Genomic DNA, 23,009 nt, shown 5'->3' with positions numbered 1-23,009 from the left:
GCCCCACCCCGTACCCGACCCCGCACCCCGACCCCGCGCCGGACGGGCCCTTCCGCCCGGCGTCCGACGGGGACCACCACTGGAGCGAGGCCCCGTGAACGCGCTGCCGTTCCACACGCTGTCGTACGAGGTCAGACGGCTGCGCGGCCTGCGGTCGACCTGGCTGACCGCGGCCGCCGTCCTGGTCGTGGGTGCTGCGGTGGCGGCCGTGGCGGCCCGGCAGCAGGTGCCGGGCCCGTTGCCGGCGGAGGCCGCGCTGCAGGCGCTGGCCGCCGTCGTCCCGCTGCTGCCGCTGCCGGTCGCCGCCCTCGGGACGTGCCTGCTCGGTGCGCTCTCCTACGCGTACGAGGTCGGGCACCCGGGCCTGCCGGCCTCCCGGGTCGCCCTCTCGCGCAGGGCGGCGCTGCTCCTCGCCAAGCTGCTGGTGATCGGTGGAGCCGGCCTGCTGCTGGCCGCCGCCGGCGTCCTGGTGAACGCCGTGGTGCTGTGGCTCGCCCTGCCCGCCGGCGTGGACGCCGGCGCGCTCCTCCCGGGTGCGACCCCCGGCATCGCGTCCGCCCCCGCCGCACACCCGTACACCGGGGCCCCGGCCTGGGGGGCCGCCCTCACGGTCGCCGCCCGGCCGCTCGGCGTGTTCGCCGCGGTCGTGGTGCTGGCCGGCTGGGCCGGTCTGGTCGCCACCTCGCTGGTCCGGCAGGCCGCCGCCGGGCTGGTCCTGGTGGGGGCCGTCGTCGTGCCGGGGGAGCTGTTCGCCGGCCTGCTGCTGCGCCGGTCCCCGGCCGGCGGCGACGGCGGGCCCGGAGGCCTGCGCACCGTCCGTGACCTGCGGACACTGCTGCCGCTGTACCGCGGCTTGGAGCGGCTGCGGGTCCGCGACGGGCGCGCCGTGGCCGACGTCCTGCACCTGCCGCTGCCTTTGCTGCTGGCACTGCTGCTGGTGCCGCCGGCGCTCGGTCTGGCGGCGGCGCTCGCGCTCCAGGTCCGGCGCCGCGAGCTGTGAGACCGGTGCCGGCGCGGGCCGCCGGTCCGCCCGCCGGGCGGGACGGAAGTGGTACCGGAGTGATCGGAAGAGGACGGTCTGCCTGATAAGAAGTCAATGATCCAGCCGCAGACGATCACCCTTTCGTGTGCTTTTCACGAGAATCCTCAAGCCGGGTGGGGCGATCGCCGACAAAGGACGTGTGAGTACCCTTGCGCACCCCGCCATGACCACCGCCCGTCCGGCCGACACGATCGCCGCCGCCGAGATCGACCGCTTCCCCTACGCCGAACGGCCCGTCCCGCCCGCCCCCCGCTGGGAGGGCGCCGAGTCCGAGCTCGCCCGGGTCGGCCGCAAGACCACCAGCAGCCGCGGCCGCGGCCTGCACGGCCAGCTGGTCCAGCAGCTCGGCCAGATGATCGTCTCCGGTGACCTCGGCGCCGACCGTCCCCTCGTCCCGGAGGAGATCGGCCAGCGGTTCGAGGTCTCGCGCACCGTCGTCCGCGAATCACTGCGCGTGCTGGAGGCCAAGGGCCTGGTCAGCGCCCGGCCCAACGTCGGCACCCGGGTCCGCCCGGTCGCCGACTGGAACCTCCTCGACCCCGACATCATCGAGTGGCGCGCCTTCGGCCCGCAGCGCGACGAGCAGCGCCGCGAGCTGTTCGAGCTGCGCTGGGCGATCGAGCCGCTCGCCGCCCGCCTCGCCGCCGGCCACGGCCGGGAGGACGTCCAGCACCGCCTGGTCGAGCTGACCGAGATCATGGCCCACGCCGCCACCCAGGGCGACGCCGTCGGCTACGGTCGGGCCGACGCCGAGCTGCACGGCCTGGTCCTGCAGATGGCGGGGAACCGCATGCTGGAGCACCTCTCCGGCATCGTCTCCTGCGCCCTGCAGGTGTCGGGCGGTCCCGGGTCGACCTGCGAGCGCCCCTCGGACGCCGCGATCAGCCTGCACGTCCGTCTGGTCGACGCCCTCGGCACGGGCGACGGCACGGCGGCCGAGACGGCCGTGCGGGCACTGCTCACCGTCCACCCCGACATCGAGCACGCCGTCCCGGCCCCGCGCGAGCACTGAGCGGCGCGCCCGGCGTACGCCCATGGCCCCGCGCGGCCGCACCCCGAAGCACCCGGAGCACCCTGGAAGCACCCCCGAGGCGTTCTCGAAGCGCCCGAGCAGGATCCGCGGCCGCACCTCGCAGCACCGTCGCCGCACGGCCCTTCCGCCGCCCGAGCCCCGTCCCCCGGGGCGGCCGGAGGGCCGTGTCGCCCGGCCTCCGAGGGGGGCGACGGCGGTTCCGCCAGCGGTGTGACCCGCGCCACGAACGGGATGCGTAACACTTGAGGGGTGGCAGCGATGTGTACGGAGCGGAAGCAGCTCCGGAATACCACCACCATGTCAGAATGCTGTGTTGGTCTGCGGCGCTGCTGCCGTCCCGCAAACCCAGTCCTCGTCCTCAAGTCCGAGCCGGTCGGAGTCGACCCCGCACGTGATCGTGCGTGATCGTCTTCCGTCCTCTCGTACGGTCGGGTACGGGTTCGAGTCCACTCATCGTCCGAGAGGTTGTTCGTGTCGGCCAGCACATCCCGTTCGCTCCCCCCCGAGATCGCCGAGTCCGCAGCACTGCTCGCGCTCATCGAGCGGGGCAAGGCCCAGGGGCAGATCGCCGGTGACGACGTGCGTCAGGCGTTCGAGGCGGACCAGATCCCGGTCACCAAGTGGAAGAACGTCATGCGCAGCCTCAACCAGGTGCTGATTGAGGAAGGAGTGGACCTCATGGTCAGTGCGGCCGAACCGGCCGGCTCCAAGCGCAAGAGCGTCGCGGCCAAGAGCACCACCAAGCGCACCGCGACCAAGACGGTCACCACTCGGACCCCGGCCGCCCCGGCCAAGCCGCCGGTGCGCATCGCACCGGCCGCCACGCCGGCCGCCCCCGTGTCCGCCCCGGCCGTGGTCTCCGCGGTCGCCGCCGAGGTCACGGTCGTCGATTCCGCGTCCACCGAGGCGAAGCCCGCCGCGAAGAAGGCCGCCGCCCCGGCGAAGAAGGCCGCGGCGAAGAAGACCACCGCGCCCGCCAAGAAGACCGCCGCCAAGAAGACCACCGCCACCAAGACCGGAAAGGCCGGCGAGGAGGAGCTGCTCGGCGAGGAGGAGCTGACCGAGGACGTGGCGCTCCCCGGCGACAAGGCCGAGGGCGAGCCCGAGGAGGAGTCGGAGGGCTTCGTCCTCTCCGACGACGACGAGGACGACGCGCCGGCCCAGCAGGTCGCCGTCGCCGGTGCCACCGCCGACCCGGTCAAGGACTACCTCAAGCAGATCGGCAAGGTCCCGCTGCTCAACGCCGAGCAGGAGGTCGAGCTCGCCAAGCGCATCGAGGCCGGCCTGTTCGCCGAGGACAAGCTGAGCCAGGCCGACAAGCTCGCGCCGAAGCTCAAGCGCGAGCTGGAGATCATCGCCGAGGACGGCCGCCGCGCCAAGAACCACCTGCTGGAGGCCAACCTCCGCCTCGTGGTCTCGCTGGCCAAGCGCTACACCGGCCGCGGCATGCTCTTCCTGGACCTGATCCAGGAGGGCAACCTCGGTCTGATCCGTGCGGTCGAGAAGTTCGACTACACCAAGGGCTACAAGTTCTCGACCTACGCCACCTGGTGGATCCGTCAGGCGATCACCCGCGCCATGGCCGACCAGGCCCGCACCATCCGCATCCCGGTGCACATGGTCGAGGTCATCAACAAGCTGGCCCGCGTCCAGCGCCAGATGCTCCAGGACCTGGGCCGCGAGCCCACCCCGGAGGAGCTGGCCAAGGAACTCGACATGACCCCCGAGAAGGTCATCGAGGTCCAGAAGTACGGCCGCGAGCCGATCTCGCTGCACACCCCGCTCGGCGAGGACGGCGACAGCGAGTTCGGTGACCTGATCGAGGACTCCGAGGCGGTCGTCCCGGCCGACGCGGTCTCCTTCACCCTGCTCCAGGAGCAGCTGCACTCCGTGCTCGACACCCTGTCCGAGCGCGAGGCCGGCGTGGTCTCGATGCGCTTCGGCCTGACGGACGGTCAGCCGAAGACGCTGGACGAGATCGGCAAGGTCTACGGCGTCACCCGTGAGCGCATCCGCCAGATCGAGTCGAAGACCATGTCGAAGCTGCGGCACCCGTCGCGTTCGCAGGTCCTGCGCGACTACCTGGACTGATCCCCCGGGGGCCACGGCGGCCCGGCGACGATCGGTCCGAAGGGCCCGGAGCACCACGCTCCGGGCCCTTCGGCATGCCCGGGGTCTCCTTCCGTGCGGCCGGGGGGCGAACCGGCCGGCTGAGCGGCCGGTGTCGCTCGTACGGGTGGCCGCAGGCAAGGTGACGACACGTTGGGTGACGGCTCGACTACGCTGTGCCGGTTGTCCGTCGTCGAGCCAGCTTGGAGATCCGGTGCCCTCCCTGGACGTCCCCGCCATCCGGCCCCGCCCCCTTGGCCTCCGCAGCGATCCCCGGCGGGCGGCCGCGGCCCGTGCCGGCCGTCGCCGCACCCGCCGTGCGGTGGCCGCGGCGCTGCTGGCCTCGCTCCCCGCCTCGCTGGCGGTGCTCGGTGCGGCCGGCCCCGCCGAGGCGCAGCGCAGGATCGTCGGTGGCGCGGCCTCCTCCACCGCCGACCACCCGTGGATGGTCGCCGTCGCCAGCCGCCAGCAGTTCGGCAGCAGCCGGTCCGGGCAGTTCTGCGGCGGCGTGCTCGTCTCGGCAACCAAGGTGGTCACCGCCGCGCACTGCTTCTACGACGAGCGCACCGGCCACCGCGCCGACCGGCCGGGGTTGCAGGCGGTGATCGGCCGTGACGACCTGCGCAGCCGGGACGGGCGGGAGGTCACCGTGCGCAGCGTGTGGATCGACCCCGGGTACGACTTCACGCACAACCTGCGGGACGTGGCGGTGCTCACCCTCGCCGAGCCGCAGGCGGGCCGGCCGGTGATCGGCATGGTCGCGCAGGGGGAGACGGAGCCGTACGCCGCGGGCACCGAGGCGCGGGTCTACGGCTGGGGTGACACCCGGGGCAACGGCAGCTACTCGCCGACGCTGCGGTCGGTCGACGTGCCGGTGGTCTCCGACGAGGTGTGTTCGCGCGACTATCCCGCGGGTGGGGACAGCCCCTACGACGCGAGGGTCATGGTGTGCGCCGGCGCCGAGCAGGGCGGTCGCGACGCCTGCCAGGGCGACAGCGGCGGGCCGCTGATCGTGGCGGGCCGGCTGGTCGGGCTGGTGTCCTGGGGGACGGGCTGTGCCGAGGCGACCCATCCCGGGGTGTACACCCGGCTCGCCGCGGTCGCGGACGATGTGCGCTCCGCACTCTGACGGTCACCGTCCGACGCGGTGTCAGTCCGCCGACGGGTGGTGGCAGTCCGTGCGCGCCCGGTGGCGCTCGGTGCGCGCACGGCCACGGAAAGTGGGGCCGGGAACGCAAAAGGGCCGGGCGGCAGGCCTTTCGACCTGCCGCCCGGCCCCGTGCCCCGGGTGGACCCGGCTCGCCGACGGGGCGCTGCGGTCAGCGCTCGTCGTCGGAGGCCGATGCGGGTGTCGTGCCCAGACGACCCGTCTCGTCCTGTATCTCCACAGAGATCTTCTTGAGCTCGGGCTCGAACTTCCGGCCGTGGTGGGCACAGAAGAGCAGTTCGCCGCCGCTGGCGAGGACGACGCGCAGGTAGGCCTGGGCGCCGCAACGGTCGCAGCGGTCAGCCGCGGTGAGCGGGCTCGCAGGGGTCAGAACAGTAGTCACGTCGCCTCTTCTCTAGCTCGACGAGCTGTCGTACCAGGGTGAACATCCAACCAGGTCGATTTCGTTCCCGCTCGTGGCTTTTCTTCTCTGAGGATTCTGCTGTGTTGATGAGGACGTGCCCCGGGACCCGGCGGTTCATGCGTGCCGATTCCCGTGGCGGCCACCCCTCCTCGAACGTCCGATCGAGGCGATGTCCGAGGTCCGCGTAGCATAATCCTCTGCTGGGTTGGAGCATAAGCCCCGTCCCGAGCACCGGTAGCCTGCATCGCAGCAGCTCCGCCGCCTGCGCCCGGTGCCACGGTCCGCCAGGAACCGTGGTGGCAGGAGGAGATGGCGTCCCCGGGCGCCGGTGCCCGGCCACGGTCGTGTTCGCGCAGCGCGTACAGGCTGCGACGGGCGCCACACCCCGCCGTCTCGCCCTGTGAGAGCGCGTCGGGGGCAAGAGGCCGTCCGCGCAGACGAGTCAGAGAACTTCATTGAGGAGTGCAACGCCGCATGAGTGCCGAATCAGTGCCGTCCGCCCTGCTGGCCAAAGACGACGGTTCCAACTACACCGCTCGGCACCTGCTCGTCCTCGAGGGCCTGGAGGCCGTCCGCAAGCGGCCGGGCATGTACATCGGGTCCACCGACAGTCGCGGTCTGATGCACTGCCTGTGGGAGATCATCGACAACTCCGTCGACGAGGCCCTCGGCGGCTTCTGCGACCGGATCGAGGTCCTCCTGCACGAGGACGGCTCGGTCGAGGTCTGCGACAACGGCCGCGGCATCCCGGTCGACGTCGAGCCGAAGACCGGGCTGTCCGGCGTCGAGGTCGTCATGACCAAGCTGCACGCCGGCGGCAAGTTCGGCGGTGGCTCCTACGCGGCCTCCGGCGGTCTGCACGGCGTCGGCGCCTCGGTCGTCAACGCCCTCTCCGCCCGCCTGGACGTCGAGGTCGACCGCAGCGGCCACACCCACGCGATCAGCTTCCGCCGCGGCACCCCCGGCCACTTCACCGAGCTCTCCCCGGACGCGCCGTTCGACGCGGCCTCCGGCCTCGTCAAGAAGGGCAGGGCCCCGCGCGGCCGCACCGGCACCCGGATCCGGTACTGGGCCGACCGGCAGATCTTCCTCAAGGACGCCCGGCTCTCCCTGGAGAGCCTGCACGCCCGTGCCCGGCAGACCGCGTTCCTCGTCCCGGGCCTCACCATCGTCGTCCGTGACGAGCGGATGACGGAGAGTGAGGGCGTCGACGAGGCGACCTTCCGCTTCGACGGCGGCATCGCCGAGTTCTGCGAGTTCCTCGCCCCCGACAAGCCGATCTGCGACGTGCTGCGGCTGCACGGCGAGGGCAACTTCAAGGAGACCGTGCCCGTCCTCGACGACCTCGGCCACATGACCCCGACCGAGGTCACCCGCCACCTCGGCGTGGACATCGCCCTGCGCTGGGGCGCCGGTTACGACACCACCCTGCGCTCCTTCGTCAACATCATCGCCACCCCCAAGGGCGGCACCCACGTCACCGGCTTCGAGCGCTCCCTCGCCAAGACCGTGAACGAGGTGCTGCGCAGCGCCAAGCTGCTGCGCGTCGCCGAGGACGACATCTCCAAGGACGACGCCCTGGAGGGCCTCACCGCGGTGGTCACCGTCCGGCTCGCCGAGCCGCAGTTCGAGGGCCAGACCAAGGAGGTGCTCGGCACCTCGGCGGCCAACCGGATCGTCGCCGCCGTGGTCGCCAAGGAGCTGAAGGCCTTCCTCACCTCCGCCAAGAAGGACGACAAGCTCCAGGCGCGAGCCGTCCTGGAGAAGGTCGTCGCCGCCGCCCGCACCCGGGTCGCCGCCCGCCAGCACAAGGAGGCGCAGCGGCGGAAGACCGCGCTGGAGACCTCCTCGCTGCCGGCCAAGCTCGCCGACTGCCGCAGCGACGACGTCGACCGCAGCGAGCTGTTCATCGTCGAGGGCGACTCGGCGCTGGGCACCGCCAAGCTGGCGCGCAACTCCGAGTTCCAGGCGCTGCTGCCGATCCGCGGCAAGATCCTGAACGTGCAGAAGGCCTCGGTGGCCGACATGCTCAAGAACGCCGAGTGCGCCTCGATCATCCAGGTCATAGGAGCGGGCTCCGGCCGCACCTTCGACATCGACCAGGCCCGCTACGGCCGGGTCATCTTCATGGCCGACGCCGACGTCGACGGCTCGCACATCCGCTGCCTGCTGCTGACGCTCTTCCAGCGGTACATGCGGCCGATGGTCGAGCAGGGCCGGGTGTTCGCCGCGGTGCCGCCGCTGCACCGGATCGAGCTGACCAACCCCAAGCGCGGCCAGGACAAGTACCACTACACCTACTCGGACGCCGAACTGCGCCGCACCCTGCTGGGGTTCCAGTCCAAGGGACTGCGCTGGAAGGACCCGATCCAGCGGTACAAGGGTCTCGGCGAGATGGACGCGGACCAGCTGGCGGAGACCACCATGGACCCGCGCCACCGCATCCTGCGCCGGATCAACCTCGGCGACCTGGAGGCGGCGGAGAAGACCTTCGACCTGCTGATGGGCAACGACGTGGCCCCGCGCAAGGAGTTCATCGTCGACTCCGCGGCGACCCTGGACCGCTCGCGCATCGACGCCTGACCGGACCGCCGGCCCCGCGCGCCGGGGGTTCTCCACCCGCGGATGGAGAACCCCCGGCGCGCGGCCGTCGCGGATCTCGACCCGGGCTCCGAGGTGCGCGGGGCGCCCGCTCCGTAGCGTCGGAGGGGTCAGGAAACCTCTCCACGGGAGCCCGCCATGTCGTCCCTCGCCGCCCTCGCCAACCTGCTGATCGCCCTCGCGGTGGTCGTCCTGGTGGTCACCCGCCAGATGAAGGCGCGCCGGATCGACACCGGCGGCCGCTTCTGGCTGGTGCCGCTGGTGCTGGCCGTGGTCGCGCTGCGCGACCCGGCGCTGATCGACCGCGACCACCCGGGCGCGGCGGTGGCCGTGCTGGCCGGCTCGCTGGTGACGGTGCTCGCCATGGGCTGCGTCTGGGGATGGACGGTGCGGCTCTGGCAGGAGGCCGACGGCACGGTCTGGGCGAAGGGCACCCGCGCCACGGTGGCGGCCTGGGTGGGCATGATCGTGCTGAGGATCGGCTGGTACGCCCTCGGCGGCGCGCTGCACGTGCACCAGACCACCGACGTGCTGCTGCTCTCGCTGGGCGTGCTGCTGCTGGTCCGCGGTGCGGTGCTGAAGCTGCGGGTGGCGCAGACCTTCGACCGGGCCGCCGCTCTCTGACCCCCGCCGACCGTTCGGCCGACCGTTCGTGAGGAGCCGTAGGTGACGCTGGAGTTCTGGACCGGCTGGCCCGCCGGGAGCGCCCCGCACCGGGAGCCGCCGACCCGCCCCCGGCAGCTGATCACCGTCGGCGGCCGGCTGGTCCTGCTGGCCGTGGTGGTGTGGGGCACCTTCTCCGGCGGCGGCCTCACCGGTTGGGCGGCCGTCGTCGCGGCCGGCTGGGTGGCGGAGACGGCCGCACTGCTGGTGGGGTTCCGCCTCGCGTCCCGGGCCCGCCGGCTCCGGCCCGCGCTGGCCTGCGCCGCCGGACTGCTGGTGGTGGCCGCGCTGGCGGGGGACGGCGGCGCGGACACCCTGGCCGGGGTGATCTGGGCCGGACTCGCCGTCCTCGCGCTGGTCCGGCTGCCGCTGGCCGCCGGCGCGGCGGTCACCGGCGCCGCCCTCGTCTCGTACGCGCTGATGAGCGGCGAGCCGCTGATCGCAGGGCTGACCACGGCCGGCGGGCTCGGCCTGCTCGGCTACCTGCTGCGGTTGGACGCCGAGGCCCGCGGCACCCAGCGGCGGCTGCTCGACCAGGAGCGGGCGGCCCGCGCCGCCGAGGCGGAGAGCGCCGCCCTCGCCGAACGGGCCAGGATCGCCCGGGAGATCCACGACGTGCTGGCGCACAGCCTCTCCGCGCAGCTCGTCCACCTGGAGGCGGCCCGGCTGATGCTGGACCGCGGTGCGGAGCGCGAGCAGGTCCGCGAACGGGTCGTGGCGGCCCGCCGGATGGCGCAGGAGGGGCTGGCGGAGACCCGGCAGGCGCTGTCCGCGCTGCGCGGCGAACTCGCCCCGGTCGGCGACTTCCTGGTCGAGCTGACGGGCCGTGAGCAGGCCGGCCTGGCGATCGAGGGTCCGCCGCGGCCGCTGCCGGCCGAGGCCGGACTGGCCGTGCGCCGGGTCGCGCAGGAGGCCGTCACCAACGCCCGCAAGCACGCGCCGGGCAGCCGGGTCTCGGTGCGGCTGGCCTACCTGCCGGACGCCGTCGAGCTGGAGGTGCGCAACACCCGCCCGGCGCGCGGCGATGCCCCTCGGGGGCTGGCCGACAGCGGTTCCGGGTACGGTCTGCTGGGGATGCGGGAGCGCGCCGAACTGCTCGGCGGAGAGCTGTCCGCGGGTCCCGAGGACGGAGGTTGGCGGGTGCTGCTGAGGGTGCCGGCGTGAGCGCGGGGCCGGTCACCAGGGTGGTCGTCGCGGACGACCAGACCGTGGTGCGCGAGGGCATCGTGATGCTGTTGGGCCTGCTGCCGGGGATCGAGGTGGTCGGTGCGGCCGGGGACGGCGAGGAGGCGGTGGGCCTGGTCGCCGAACTCGCGCCGGACGTGGTGCTGATGGACCTGCGGATGCCGCGCTGCGACGGTGTCGAGGCGACCCGGCGGATCCGGGCCCACCACCCCGGCACCGAGGTGGTGGTGCTCACCACCTACGCCGACGACGACTCGCTCTTCCCGGCGCTGCGGGCCGGGGCCCGCGGCTACCTGACCAAGGACGCCGGGGCGGAGGAGATCGCCCGGGCGATCGCGGACGTCCGCTCCGGCGCGGCCGGGCTGTCGCCGCAGGTGCAGCGGCGCCTGCTGGAGAGCCTCTCGGGGCAGTCCCGCGACCCGCGGCCCACGGAGCCGCAGCAGCCCCGCGAGCCGCAGCGGTTCGGGGCGCCGGCGCGGCCGCCGGGGCCGCCCGCGCTGCCGGACGGGCTCACCGCGCGGGAGGCCGAGGTGCTGGCGCTGATCGCGGAGGGGCTCTCCAACGCGGAGATCGCGGCCGAGCTGTTCGTCAGCCCGTCCACGGTGAAGACGCACATCAACAACCTCTTCGCGAAGACCTCGGTGCGGGACCGCGCGCAGGCCGTGGCGTACGCCTATCGGCATGGAATTTCCCGGAGTTCGTGAGGCCGGATCCCGCTCATCAGTTTGGGTGAACGTTCCTGCGTCGATTGGCGCAGCGGCGGACGGCGGTCCCATTCTGGTCGGGTCAGCGGCCGGAGGCTTCCGTTCCGGCGCCGTGCCGGACGCCGCGCGCGCGTGCGTCCCCGTCCAGGAGCGTTCGTGGCGCAGCAGCATAGCTTCGACTGGTGGGCCGACCGGCTGCCGGGACGGCCCGCCGCCCGACGGGCCGCCGTCCCGGCGCAGGCGGGCCCGTCCGCCCCCGCCGCGGGCGCCCGCGAGGCGTCCGCCCCCGCGGTCCCCGCCCAGGGCACGGCGGATGCCGCCGGGGTGCCGGGTGCGGCGGACGCCGCCGAGGTGTACCGGGCGGTCCAGTCCAGCGAGGCCTTCGCCCGGATCCGCCGCGACCACCGGGGCTTCGTGCTGCCGGCGACGGCGCTGTTCCTCGGCTGGTACCTGCTCTACCTGGTCGCCCAGGCCGCCGCACCGGAGATGATGCGCCGTCAGCTGGTGGGCCCGCTCAACGTCGCCTGGGTGCTCGCCCTCGGCCAGTTCGCCTCGACCTTCCTGCTGACCTGGCGGTACGCCCGCAACGCGCGCACCAAGCGCGACCGGGCCGCGCTGGAGCTGCGCTGGGACACCCAGGACCGGCTCCGGTGAGCGCCCGCACCGCCCTCGCCGTGGGCGCCTGGTCGTCCGGCCGCCACGGGCTCGCCGTCGCGCTGTTCGCGGTCGTCGTCCTGGTCACCCTGGGCATCACGCTGTGGGCCGGCCGCCGCGGCCGGGCCGCCGAGGACTTCTACGCCGGCGGCCGCGGCTTCAGCCCGCTGCAGAACGGCCTCGCCCTCTCAGGCGACTACCTGTCCGCCGCCTCCTTCCTGGGCGTGACCGGGCTGATCGCGCTGTACGGCTACGACGGCGTGCTCTACAGCATCGGCTTCCTGGTGGCCTGGCTGCTGGTGCTGATGCTGGTCGCCGAACTCGTCCGCAACGCCGGGCGCTACACGCTGGCCGACGTGCTCGCCGTGCGGATGCGCGCCCGGCCTGTCCGGGCCGCCGCGGGCACCGCCGGGCTGGTGGTCTCGCTGCTGTACCTGGTGGCGCAGATGGTCGGCGCGGGCAGCCTGGTGGCCCTGCTGCTCGGCACCGGCGACGGCCCGGCGAAGGCCTGGACGATCGTCGGCGTCGGCGCCCTGATGATCGTCTACGTGACGATCGGAGGGATGCGGGCGACGACCTGGATCCAGATCGTCAAGGCGGTGCTGCTGGTCGCGGGTTCGGTGCTGCTGACCGTCCTGGTGCTGGTCCGCTTCCACGGAGACGTCGCCGAGCTGATGCGGACGGCGGCCGAGCGCAGCGGTGCCGGCGCCGCCTACCTGGAGCCCGGCCTGCGCTACGGGGCGAGCCTCAGCAGTCGGCTCGACTTCGTCAGCCTGGGCCTCGCCCTGGTGCTCGGCACCGCGGGGCTGCCGCACATCGTCTGCCGCTTCTACACCGTGCCGACGGCGCGTGCCGCCCGGCGCTCCACGATCTGGGCGATCGGCCTGGTCGGCGGCTTCTACCTGATGGCGGTGGTGCTCGGCCTCGGCGCGGCCGCGCTGGTCGGCTCCGCGGAGGTGCGGCGCGCCAACCCCGCCGGGAACACCGCTGTTCCGCTGCTCGCGGCGGAGCTCGGCGGCGGTACCGGCAGCACCCGCGGGGTGCTGCTGTTCGCGCTGATCTCGGCCATCGCGTTCGCCACCATCCTCGCCGTGGTCGCCGGGCTCACCCTGGCCTCGTCGGCGGCCTTCGCCCACGACCTGTACGCCGGGGCGTGGCGACGCCGTGACGGGGCCCAGGTGTCGGAGCACCAGGAGGTGCTGGCGGCAAGGCTGTCCGCGGTGGCGATCGGCGCGCTGGCGATCGTGCTGAGCCTGTTCGCGCAGCGCCTGAACGTCGCCTTCCTGGTCGGCCTGGCCTTCGCGGTGGCCGCCTCGGCCAATCTGCCGACCCTGCTGTACAGCCTGTTCTGGCGCCGCTTCACCACGCGCGGTGCGGTCTGGGCGGTGTACGGCGGGCTGGTGCCCGCGGTGCTGCTGGTGGTGTTCTCGCCGGTGGTGTCCGGCACGCCGGCCTCCGTCCTGCCCGGCGTCGACTTCCACCTCTTCCCGTTGGAGAACCCGGGCCTGGTGTCGATCCCGCTGGGTTTCCTGGCGGGCTGGACCGGCACGGTGACCGACCGTGAGCCGGCCGACCCGGACGGCTTCGCCGAGATGGAGGTCCGCTCGCTCACCGGCGCCGGGGCGGTCTAGAGCTCCCCCACGGATGCTCCAGGCCTGCCCGCGGCGCCGGTGGCGGTGCGTCAGAGCGTGCAGTTGGTGCTGTGCAGCTCGGGCGCGTCGGCGGGGCCTCCGGTGGCACAGACGATGGTGCGGTAGTCGGTGCGGACGGCCGGGGTGGTCAGCGAGAGCGTCCCGGTGGTGGCGACCAGCGTGGAGCTGGCCACCGTCTCCCAGGGGCGGCCCCAGGCGCGCTGGATCCGCACCTCGACCCGGAGCAGCGTGGGCCGGGTATGGTCCGCGGTGTCGAGGCGGGCCGCGCCCACCACGCCCTCGGTGCTGGGCTGCTGCCAGACGCACGGCCGGGTGATCGAAGCGGGGCAGGCGGGCTGGGGCGCAGCAGCCGCGGTGCCCGAGGCGAGGGTGCTGATCGTTGCCACAGTTGCGGCCAGGCCTGCGATACGTGAAATCATGGCTCTCGTTCTCCTTTGAATCAGAGCCTTGTCGGGTTTGCTGTGGCGACTATGTCATGTCCGTGACAGAATCGCCACCGTGAGTGCCCGACAAATGACCGAACGTCAGGCGGCTGCCCTGCCAACGGCGTGGGAAACCGCGTGCGCCGCGGCCGGCCGGCCCCGGGACAGACCACCGGCGGCCCGGCCCCGCCCGGCCGCCCCGTACCCTGCCGCCCCCGGCCCTGCCGTCCTTCGCCCTACCGCCCCCGGCCCTACCGGCCGGACGGGAGCCCGTACCGGTGCTCCGGGCGACCGGTGTCGCCGTACCGCAGGCCCAGCCGCAGCCGCCCGTCCCGGGCCAGCTGCTTCAGGTACCGCTGCGCCGTCGACCGGGACAGGCCGGTGGCGTCCGCGACCTCCTGGGCGGACAGCGGCTGCCGGGCGGCCCGCAGCGCCCCGAGCACCAGATCGGTGGTCGGGGCGGAGTGGCCCTTCGGCAGCGAGGCCGGCGCGGCTGCGCTCCGCAGGGCCGCGAACATCCTGTCGACCTCGTCCTGGCCGGCCTCCCGGGTGGCCGCGCCGGCCAGGGCGTGGCGCAGCTCGGCGTACCCGGTGAGCTTCTCCCGCAGCCCGGCGAAGGTGAACGGCTTCACCAGGTACTGCAGGGCGCCGTGCTGCATCGCGGCGTGCACGGTGGTCACGTCCCGGGAGGCGGTGACCATCATCACGTCGCAGCCGACGCCGGCCTCGCGCAGCCGCCGCACCAGGGCGAGACCGGTCTCGTCCGGCAGGTGGTGGTCGAGGAGCACCAGGTCGACCGGGGAGCGCTCCAGGCTGGCGAGGGCCTCGGCCGCGCTGTGCGCCCGCCCGGTGACCCGGAACCCGGGCACCCGGGCGACGTACGCCGCGTGCACCTCGGCGACCCGGAAGTCGTCGTCCACCACCAGTACATCGATCATGCCGTCTCCACCGGGTGCAGGGCCTCGGGCAGTTCCACCGTGAACCGGGCACCGCCGCGCGGGCCGGTGCCGACCGCCAGCCGGCCGCCGGAGCGCTCCACCACCCGGCCGACCAGTGCGAGGCCCAGGCCGCGCGGCCGGTGTGCCGGTGCGTCCTTGCTCGTCCAGCCCTCCTCGAAGACCAGCGTCCGCAGCTCCTCCGGCACGCCGGGGCCGCTGTCCGCGACCTCGACGAGCAGGGTCGCGCCGACCGGCCGCAGCCGTACGTCCACCGCGCCGGGGCCGGCGCCGACCGCGTCCAGTGCATTGTCGACCAGGTTGCCGACCACCGTCACCAGTGCCCGTGCGTCGACGGCGGCGTCCGGCAGGTGGCTGTCCGCGGTGACGGCGAGCTCCACGCCCCGCTCGGCGGCGACCGCCGCCTTGCCGGCCAGCAGCGCGCCGACGTGCGGGTCCTGCACCTGCTCGGAGATCCGCGCGGTCAGCGCCGAGTGCGAGCCGGACTGCTCGGAGATGAACGCCGCGGCCTGCTCGTGCCGGCCGAGCTCCAGCAGGCCGAGCAGCGTGTGCATCCGGTTGGCGTGCTCGTGGTCCTGCGCCCGCAGCGCCTCGGTGAGGCTCCGCGTGTTGTCCAGCTCCCGGACGAGCGATTCGAGCTCGGTGCGGTCGCGGAGCGTGGTGACGGCACCGCCGTCCGCGGTGGCCATCCGGTTCACCACCAGCACCCGGTCGTCGCGGACGGCCGGCAGGTCGGTGCCGGCGATCCGCCCGGTCAGGACGTCCGCGAGCCGGCCCGGCGGCAGCAGCGCGTCCACCGTCCGCCCGGCGCAGTCCTCCGGCAGGGCCAGCAGCCGCAGCGCCTCGTCGTTGGCGAGCCGGATCCGGCCCGCCCCGTCGAGGGCCACCATGCCCTCGCGGATGCCGTGCAGCATCGCCTCCCGCTCGACGAGCAGCGCGGCGATGTCGGCGACCGCGATGTTGTGGGTGCGCCGCTTGAGCCGGCGGGCGAGCAGCAGGGTGGCGGCCAGGCCGGCGGCGAGCCCCGCACCCGCGCACAGCAGGATGCCGTGCGTCATCGACAGCAGCCGGCGGCGGATCGAGCCGTCGCTGATCCCGACCGACACCTCGCCGACGATCCTCCCGTCGGCGAGCCGCAGCGGCACCTTGCCGCGGGCGGTGCGGCCCAGCGTGCCGTCCTGGATCGCGGTGACCGACTCGCCGCGCAGCGCCGGCTCCGGGTCGGTCGACACCCGCAGCCCGATCCGGGACGGGTCGGTGTGCGAGAGCCGGATGCCCTCGGTGTCCGTGATCACCACGAAGCTCGCGCCGGTCGCCAGCCGGATCTGCTCGGCACCCTGCTGCGCCGTCCCCGAGTCCCGGGCGGCGGCGGCCCGGGCGAGCGCGTCGTCGGCGGCGGTGGCCTGGGCGATCGACAGCGCCCGCTGCATCGCGTCGTGGTCCAGCTCCCGGCTGACCGGCGCGAGGAACAGCCCCGCGGTCACGGCCGTGACACCCACGGTGACCACCGTCTGGCTGAGCAGCAGCTGCGCGAAGACCCTGCGCGGCCAGTGCGGACGCCTCATCGCGGGCTCCTTCGTGCTCGGCGGGGGCGGGGTGGACGGTCACCCTACGTTTCGTCCGTGTTCCGTGCCAGCCCCGCCCAGCCGTTGTAGCGGAAGCAAAACGAGCAGAACAGCCCTCAACGCGGCAAAGCCGCGTTACGCCCGCAAGCCTCCCGCGGCGGCCGGTGCCGCTCGTAGCGTCCCGGAGCACAGCACCGAGCCGGCGACGACGCCGGCCGAGGAGGTAGGTGGTCCACGTGAGCCCGCACAAGGCCGGAGCCGTCCCGGCGATCGAGTTGACCGGGGCGACCAAACGCTTCCGGACGCCGTCCGGCACCCTGCATACCGCCGTCCGGGACCTCGACCTGACCGTCGCCCCCGGCGAGTTCGTCGCCGTCGTCGGCCCCACCGGCTGCGGCAAGTCCACCACGCTGACCCTGGTCAGCGGCCTGGAGGAGCCCACCGAGGGCGAGGTGAAGGTCTACGGCGAGCACGTCGACGGGATCGACCCGAACGTCGGCTTCGTCTTCCAGCAGGACGCCGTCTTCCCGTGGCGCACCGTCCTGTCCAACGTCACCGCCGGCCCCCGGTTCCGCGGCGTCCCCGCCGACGAGGCCCGCGAGAAGGCCCGCGACTGGCTCGCCCGGGTCGGCCTCGCCGCCTTCGAGGACCGCTACCCGCACCAGCTGTCCGGCGGCATGCGCAAGCGCGTCGCGCTCGCCCAGACCTTCGTCAACGACCCGAAGATCCTGCTCATGGACGAGCCGTTCTCCGCGCTCGACGTGCAGACCCGGGCCCTGATGTCCGACCAGCTGCTGGAGCTGTGGGCCGGCACCGGCTCCTCGGTCGTCTTCGTCACCCACGACCTCGACGAGGCGATCGCCCTCGCCGACCGGGTCGTCGTGATGACCGCCGGCCCCGCCACCGTCAAGGAGGTCTTCACCGTCGACCTGCCCCGGCCGCGCACCGTCGAGGCCGTCCGCCTGGAACCCCGCTTCGTCGAGCTGTACCGCGAGATCTGGGCCTCCCTCGGCGAGGAAGTCCGCATCACCCGTGAGAGAGGAGCGGGTCGTGCCGCTTGAGACCGCCCCCGCCGCCACCCCCGCGGCCGCCCCCGCCACCACCCGCAGCCAGGTCCGCGAACGGGCCGCGCGCAACCGCCGCAACGGCGTGTTCGCCGCCCGGGCCGGCGTCCTCGTCGTCTTCCTCGGCCTGTGGGAGGTCTGCGCCCGCACCGGCGTGATCGACCCGTTCAACTTCTCCCAGCCGTCGAAGATCTGGGCCCAGATCTGGCAGTGGATCACCCACGGCACCGCCCAGGGCTCGCTCGGCGAGCAGATCGGCTACACCCTCTACGAGGCGCTCAGCGGCTGGGTGGTCGGCGTGGTCACCGGTGTCCTGCTGGGCATCGCCCTCGGCCGGATCCGCTTCCTCGCCGACGTGTTCGGGCCCTACATCAAGGTGCTCAACGCGATCCCGAGGATCGTCCTCGCGCCGATCTTCCTGATCTGGTTCGGCCTCGGCCCGGCCTCCAAGGTCGCCTCCGCCGTCGTCCTGGTGTTCTTCCCGGTGTTCTTCAACGCCTTCCAGGGCGCCCGCGAGGTCGACCGCAACCTGGTCGCCAACGCCCGCATCCTCGGCGCCGACAACCGCAAGGTCACCCTGCAGGTCGTCATCCCCGCCGCCACCACCTGGATCTTCACCAGCCTGCACGTCAGCTTCGGCTTCGCCCTGATCGGCGCCATCGTCGGCGAGTACATCGGCGCCACCAAGGGCCTCGGCCTGATGGTCGCCGCCGCGCAGGGCACCTTCAACGCCGCCGGCGTCTACGCCGCGATGACCATCCTCGCCGTGGTCGCCCTGTTCACCGAGGGCCTGCTCACCTTCGCCGAGAAGCGGCTCTTCCGCTGGAAGCCCGCCGACTCCGGCGACGGCCGCTGAGCCGCAGCCCCACCCCGTAGCCCGCAGCCCCACCCCCGCTGCGCCCACAGAACGTCCCCCGAAGAACGTCCCCGCAGAACCGTCCCCCGCAGAAGACTCCCCCCGCGCACCCAGGAAGGCCCCCACCCATGCGCAGAACCGCCGCCGCCGCCCTCGCCGCCGCCCTCCTCCTGCCGCTGGCCGCCTGCGCCAACGACGCCGCGTCCACCTCGCACAACGGCGCGGCCCCGGCCGGCCCCACCGTCGAGGGCCCCAAGGTCAAGATCATGGTCGGTGGCCTCGACAAGGTCATCTACATGCCCGCCATGCTCACCCAGCGGCTCGGCTTCTTCGCCGAGGCCGGCGTCAACGTCGAGCTGATGAGCGAGCCCGCCGGCGTCAACGCCACCACCGCCCTCCTCGCCGGGGACGTCCAGGGTGCCGTCGGCTTCTACGACCACACCATCGACCTGCAGGCCAAGGGCAAGAGCGTCGAGTCCGTCGTCCAGTTCTCGCAGGCCCCCGGCGAGGTCGAGGTCGTCTCCGCCAAGCAGGCCGACGCCATCAAGAGCGGCGCCGACTTCAAGGGCCGCAAGCTCGGCGTCACCAGCATCGGCTCGTCCACCGACTTCCTCACCAAGTACCTCGCCGTCAAGAACGGCGTCGACACCAGCCAGTTCAGCCCGATCGCCGTCGGCGCCGGCCAGACCTTCATCGCCGCGATGCAGCAGGGCTCCATCGACGCCGGCATGACCACCGACCCGACCGTCGCCAACATCGTCTCCAAGAACATCGGCTCGGTGCTCTACGACATGCGCACCCCCGAGGGCTCCAAGGCCGCCCTCGGCGGCCTCTACCCCTCGTCCTCGCTGTACATGAACACCGCCTGGGTGAACAGCAACAAGGACACCGTGCAGAAGCTCGCCAACGCCTTCGTCAAGACCCTCAAGTGGATGAACACCCACACCCCCGAGGAGATCGCCGCGAAGATGCCCGCCGACTACGCCCAGGGCGGCGCCGAGCAGTACGCGGCCGCCATCAAGGCCACCCTGCCGATGTTCACCACCGACGGCGTCATGCCCGCCGACGGCCCGAAGACCGTCCTCGCCGTCCTCGGCGCCTTCCACCCCGACGTCAAGGGCAAGGAGGCGAGCATCGACCTCGCCAAGACCTACACCACCGAGTTCGTCACCAAGGCCGCCGGCTGACCCGGCCCAGCGACCTGTGACGGCCCCCCGCCCTCCCGGACAGCGGGCGAGGGGCCGTCACAGCCGTTCCACCGGACCGGCCACCATCCGCGACGGCAGCCCCGCCGCCTTCCCGCAGCTCTCCGGACGCGGCGGCTCCGACACCCCCTCCGACACCGGCACCCGCCAGCCCCGGCCGTCCACGTGCCGCACCTCCACCGACCAGCCGCCGGCCACCGCCGTCTGGCGCACCGTCAGCGCCTCCGCCGCCGTCTCGCCCACCGCCAGCCGCACCGCGTGCTCCGCCGCCTGACCCGGACGCTCCCAGCACGACCGGCCCCGCGAGAACTCCGGGACCGTGTGACCCGAGGCCGTCGACGCCAGCACCTCCTTCGCCGCCGCCCCCGACAGCCGCCCGTACGCGTACCCGAACGGCAGCACCAGCATCGTCGGCGAGAACCGGTGACCGCCCAGGTGCGTCACCTCCCACACCTCGCCCGGCCCCGACGCCGCCAACTCCGCCGCCAACGGCCGCCCCAGCAGCGCACAGCAGCGGTCCCGGCGGCCGTTCGTGCAGACCAGCGCGAGCGGACCCCCGTCGTGCTCCGTCCCCAGACCGCCGTGCACCCCCGCACCCAGCGCCGCGAAGTCCAGCCCCAGCAGCTCCGCCGGATCCGCCACCGACCAGCGCCGCACCCACGACCGGCCCGGCACGGTGTGCGCCACGACCACCCGGTGCCGCGCGTCCGCCCCGGCATCCGCATGACGGCCCGGCGAACGCACCAGCGCCACCCGCACCCCCGAGCCCGCCGCAGCGGCCTCCAACGCGGCCCCCACCGCCGTCTCCAGATGGCTCTCCACCAGCGCCTTCGCCCCCCACGGCCCGGCCTGCTCCAGCAGCAGCCAGGTCGAGGCCGTCGCCGCGGTCGCGGCCAACGGCTCGGACAGTTCCAGCGACAACGTCGCGCAGGTGCTCACCCAGGCAAGCCTACCCTCGCCACCCCCGCCGGCCACGGCGGCGGAAGACCGCCCCGGCAGCACCAGCGACTCCTGCAGCAACGCCGACGGGGGCGCCGCCGAAGCAGCGCCCCCGTCGGACGAACCCACGGACGACCCGTCCTACAACCGGCTGCCGACCGCCGCGACCTGCGCCGACACCGGCGAACCCGAACCGTCCCGACGCGGATCCCGCTCCGGCAGCACCACCGGCGAACCGTTCGCCGCAGCCGCCAACGCCGGAGCCGCACCCGCCCACGCGAACGCCAGCACGTCCTCACCCCGCAGGAACCGCTGGCAGCGGACACCGCCCGTCGCCCGGCCCTTGCGCGGATACACCTCGAACGGCGTCACCTTCCACGTCGTGTGCTCACCGCCCGACAACGTCGCCGACGCCGCCGCCACCGACAGCACCACCGCGTCCGCACCCGGATCCACCGCCGTGAACGACAGCACCCGGGCCCCCTCCGACACCTTGATGCCCGCCATACCGCCGGCCGGGCGACCCTGCGGCCGGACCTGACCCGCCGGGTAGCGCAGCAACTGCGCGTCCGAAGCGATGAAGACCAGATCCTCCTCGCCCGTCGCCAGCTCCACCGCACCCACGACCTCGTCACCCTCCTTGAGGGCGATCACCTCGAACTCGTCCTTGTTCGACGGCCACTCCGGCACCACCCGCTTCACCACGCCCTGCGCCGTGCCCAGCGCCAGACCCGGCGACGACTCGTCCAGCGTCGTCAGCGCCAGTGCCCGCTCCCCGGCCTCCAGCCGCAGGAACTCCGACACCGCCGCGCCACCCGCCAGCGACACCGCACCCCCCGGCGGCAACTGCGGCAGGTCGATCACCGGCAGCCGCAGCACCCGGCCCGCCGTCGTCACCACACCCACGTCCGCCCGCGCCGTCGCAGCCACCGCCGACACGACCACGTCGTGCTTCGCCCGCTGCTCCGACACCTCCACCGACTCGCCGTCCGCCGTCCGCGCCAGCAGACCCGTCGACGACAGCATCACCCGGCACGGATCGTCCGCCACCTCCAGCGGCACCGACAGCGACGCACTCGGCAGCGAACCGGCCTCCAGCAGCACCGTCCGCCGCGGCGAACCGAACTGCTTCGCCACCGCACCAAGCTCCGACGACACCACGCTGCGCAGCCGCGAGTCCGACTCCAGGATCTCCGTCAGCTCCGCGATCTCCGCCGTCAGCTTCTGCTGCTCGGCCTCCAGCTCCACCCGGTCGAACCGGGTCAGCCGCCGCAGCGGAGTGTCCAGGATGTACGCCGTCTGCACCTCCGACAGCGAGAAGCGCTCGATCAGCCGCTCCTTCGCCTGCGCCGCGTTGTCGCTCGACCGGATGATCGCGATGACCTCGTCGATGTCGACCAGCGCCACCAGCAGGCCCTCGACCAGGTGCAGCCGCTCCTGGCGCTTGCGCCGCCGGAAGTCGCTGCGCCGACGCACCACCTCGAAGCGGTGGTCGACGTAGACCTCCAGCAGCTCCTTCAGACCCAGCGTCAGCGGCTGACCGTCCACCAGCGCCACGTTGTTGATGCCGAAGGTCTCCTCCATCGGCGTCAACTTGAACAACTGCTCCAGCAGCGCCTCCGGCACGAAGCCGTTCTTCACCTCGATCACCAGGCGCAGACCGTTCTCACGGTCCGTCAGGTCCTTGACGTCCGCGATGCCCTGCAGCTTCTTCGCGTTGACCAGGTCCTTGATCTTCGCGATCACCTTCTCCGGCCCGACGCTGTACGGCAGCTCGGTGACCACGATCCCCTTGCGGCGCGCCGTCACGCTCTCGATCGACGTCGTCGCCCGGATCTTGAAGGTGCCGCGGCCCTTCTCGTACGCGTCCCGGATCCCCGACAGACCCACGATCCGGCCGCCCGTCGGCAGGTCCGGACCCGGCACGAACCGCATCAGCGTGTCCAGGTCCGCGTTCGGGTGCTTGATCAGGTGCCGGGCCGCCGCCACGACCTCGGACAGGTTGTGCGGCGGCATGTTCGTCGCCATGCCGACCGCGATGCCCGAGCTGCCGTTCACCAGCAGGTTCGGGAACGCCGACGGCAGGACCTGCGGCTCCTGCTCGCTGCCGTCGTAGTTCGGCCCGAAGTCGACGGTGTCCTCGTGGAGCGACTCCACCATCGACATCGACGCCGCCGTCAGCCGCGACTCCGTGTACCGCATCGCGGCCGGCGGGTCGTCGTTGCCCAGCGAACCGAAGTTGCCGTGCCCGTCGATCAGCGGCAGCCGCATCGAGAACGGCTGCGCCAGACGCACCACCGAGTCGTAGATCGACGCGTCACCGTGCGGGTGCAGCCGACCCATCACCTCGCCCACCAGCCGCGCGCACTTCACGTGCCCGCGCTCCGGCCGCAGACCCATCTCGTTCGCCTGGTACAGGATCCGCCGTTGCACCGGCTTCAGACCGTCCCGCGCATCGGGCAGCGCCCGCGAGTAGATCACCGAATACGCGTACTCCAGGAACGAGCCCTGCATCTCGTCCACCACGTCGACATCGAGAATCCGCTCCTCGAAGTCACCGGGCGGCGGGGTGGGCGAACTGCGGCGGGCCATCGCGGCGGGGCTCCTTGCGTGTCGGGCTTGCGTCTGTCGAACGGCGGCCGTCCACGGCCGCCGCGTCGAACCCTACGGGGGCACGGCGCCCCCCATTGTGGACCCTCCCACCCACAGCCACGCCCACCCCCGCCGACCAGGCCCCGGCAGCCCCCACCCCCGCACCCGCCCCGCCCGCCCCGCGCCGCGTCCGCCC

19 protein-coding genes are annotated in these 23,009 nt (G+C 73.3%); 13 read left to right on the top strand and 6 right to left on the bottom strand.

Annotation, left to right across the window (positions count from 1 at the left end):
- Window positions 1-94: 94 nt before the first annotated feature.
- From IE98_RS43780 to IE98_RS0138630, 4 genes are all read left to right on the top strand, one after another.
- Entirely contained in the window at window positions 95-1,000 is a 906-nt protein-coding gene (locus IE98_RS43780; RefSeq protein WP_030277035.1) for a hypothetical protein, read from the top strand.
- 127 nt (window positions 1,001-1,127) lie between these two features.
- Entirely contained in the window at window positions 1,128-2,054 is a 927-nt protein-coding gene (locus IE98_RS0138640) for a FadR/GntR family transcriptional regulator (protein ID WP_078661649.1), read from the top strand.
- Window positions 2,055-2,540: 486 nt separating this feature from the next.
- The gene (locus IE98_RS0138635) at window positions 2,541-4,166 is read left to right on the top strand and encodes an RNA polymerase sigma factor (protein WP_030277033.1); all 1,626 of its coding nucleotides are present in this window, start codon (window positions 2,541-2,543) and stop codon (window positions 4,164-4,166) included.
- Between the two features lie 232 nt (window positions 4,167-4,398).
- Window positions 4,399-5,313 (top strand): serine protease, encoded by a 915-nt coding sequence (locus tag IE98_RS0138630; protein ID WP_324605840.1) that lies wholly within the window; start codon window positions 4,399-4,401, stop codon window positions 5,311-5,313.
- Between the two features lie 190 nt (window positions 5,314-5,503).
- Here IE98_RS0138630 and IE98_RS0138625 read toward each other — a convergent pair whose 3' ends face one another.
- Window positions 5,504-5,734, bottom strand: a complete 231-nt coding sequence (locus IE98_RS0138625; protein WP_030277026.1) for a DUF7455 domain-containing protein — start codon at window positions 5,732-5,734, stop codon at window positions 5,504-5,506.
- A 495-nt stretch (window positions 5,735-6,229) separates the two neighbouring features.
- On the opposite strand from IE98_RS0138625, the gene IE98_RS0138620 reads away from it, so the two are divergent.
- The 6 genes from IE98_RS0138620 (at window position 6,230) to IE98_RS0138595 (ending at window position 13,193) form a co-directional block, all read left to right on the top strand.
- A complete protein-coding gene (locus IE98_RS0138620; protein WP_030277024.1) occupies window positions 6,230-8,338 on the top strand; it encodes a DNA gyrase/topoisomerase IV subunit B in 2,109 nt (702 codons plus the stop codon).
- 156 nt (window positions 8,339-8,494) lie between these two features.
- Complete coding sequence (locus IE98_RS0138615; RefSeq protein ID WP_052391521.1) at window positions 8,495-8,980, top strand: CcdC protein domain-containing protein; 486 nt, start codon at window positions 8,495-8,497, stop codon at window positions 8,978-8,980.
- Between the two features lie 42 nt (window positions 8,981-9,022).
- The gene (locus IE98_RS0138610) at window positions 9,023-10,183 is read left to right on the top strand and encodes a sensor histidine kinase (RefSeq protein ID WP_030277020.1); all 1,161 of its coding nucleotides are present in this window, start codon (window positions 9,023-9,025) and stop codon (window positions 10,181-10,183) included.
- Between the two features lie 65 nt (window positions 10,184-10,248).
- Window positions 10,249-10,908, top strand: a complete 660-nt coding sequence (locus IE98_RS0138605; protein WP_234443856.1) for a response regulator transcription factor — start codon at window positions 10,249-10,251, stop codon at window positions 10,906-10,908.
- Window positions 10,909-11,064: 156 nt separating this feature from the next.
- Entirely contained in the window at window positions 11,065-11,562 is a 498-nt protein-coding gene (locus IE98_RS0138600; RefSeq protein ID WP_234443855.1) for a DUF485 domain-containing protein, read from the top strand.
- Entirely contained in the window at window positions 11,559-13,193 is a 1,635-nt protein-coding gene (locus IE98_RS0138595) for a cation acetate symporter (protein ID WP_234443854.1), read from the top strand. The genes IE98_RS0138600 and IE98_RS0138595 overlap by 4 nt, the downstream gene beginning before the upstream one ends.
- A gap of 50 nt (window positions 13,194-13,243) precedes the next feature.
- Here the strand turns inward: IE98_RS0138595 and IE98_RS49745 are convergent, their stop codons facing one another.
- From IE98_RS49745 to IE98_RS0138575, 3 genes are all read right to left on the bottom strand, one after another.
- A complete protein-coding gene (locus tag IE98_RS49745; protein WP_159401189.1) occupies window positions 13,244-13,633 on the bottom strand; it encodes a hypothetical protein in 390 nt (129 codons plus the stop codon).
- A 254-nt stretch (window positions 13,634-13,887) separates the two neighbouring features.
- Entirely contained in the window at window positions 13,888-14,574 is a 687-nt protein-coding gene (locus IE98_RS0138580) for a response regulator (RefSeq protein WP_030277013.1), read from the bottom strand.
- Complete coding sequence (locus IE98_RS0138575) at window positions 14,571-16,157, bottom strand: sensor histidine kinase (RefSeq protein WP_043176142.1); 1,587 nt, start codon at window positions 16,155-16,157, stop codon at window positions 14,571-14,573. Before IE98_RS0138575 ends, IE98_RS0138580 begins: the two co-directional genes overlap by 4 nt.
- Window positions 16,158-16,393: 236 nt before the next feature.
- Between IE98_RS0138575 and IE98_RS0138570 the strand changes: the two genes are divergently transcribed.
- From IE98_RS0138570 to IE98_RS0138560, 3 genes are all read left to right on the top strand, one after another.
- Window positions 16,394-17,218, top strand: a complete 825-nt coding sequence (locus IE98_RS0138570) for an ABC transporter ATP-binding protein (RefSeq protein ID WP_030277011.1) — start codon at window positions 16,394-16,396, stop codon at window positions 17,216-17,218.
- The gene (locus tag IE98_RS0138565; RefSeq protein ID WP_030277010.1) at window positions 17,208-18,077 is read left to right on the top strand and encodes an ABC transporter permease; all 870 of its coding nucleotides are present in this window, start codon (window positions 17,208-17,210) and stop codon (window positions 18,075-18,077) included. The genes IE98_RS0138570 and IE98_RS0138565 overlap by 11 nt, the downstream gene beginning before the upstream one ends.
- A gap of 128 nt (window positions 18,078-18,205) precedes the next feature.
- A complete protein-coding gene (locus tag IE98_RS0138560; protein WP_030277009.1) occupies window positions 18,206-19,264 on the top strand; it encodes an ABC transporter substrate-binding protein in 1,059 nt (352 codons plus the stop codon).
- 57 nt (window positions 19,265-19,321) lie between these two features.
- On the opposite strand, the gene IE98_RS0138555 is transcribed toward IE98_RS0138560, so the two are convergent.
- Window positions 19,322-20,221, bottom strand: coding sequence for a sucrase ferredoxin (locus IE98_RS0138555; protein ID WP_030277008.1), 900 nt, complete (start codon window positions 20,219-20,221; stop codon window positions 19,322-19,324).
- Between the two features lie 141 nt (window positions 20,222-20,362).
- On the bottom strand, window positions 20,363-22,813 hold the full coding sequence (locus tag IE98_RS0138550) for a DNA gyrase/topoisomerase IV subunit A (RefSeq protein WP_030277007.1): 2,451 nt from the start codon (window positions 22,811-22,813) through the stop codon (window positions 20,363-20,365).
- Between the last annotated feature and the right edge of the window lie 196 nt (window positions 22,814-23,009).

The organism is Streptomyces sp. NRRL B-24484 (genome assembly GCF_000717715.1).
Taxonomy (GTDB): Bacteria; Actinomycetota; Actinomycetes; order Streptomycetales; family Streptomycetaceae; genus Kitasatospora.
The sequence above is the reverse complement of the archived record's forward strand: the minus strand, read 5'-3'. Positions and strand labels throughout refer to the sequence as shown.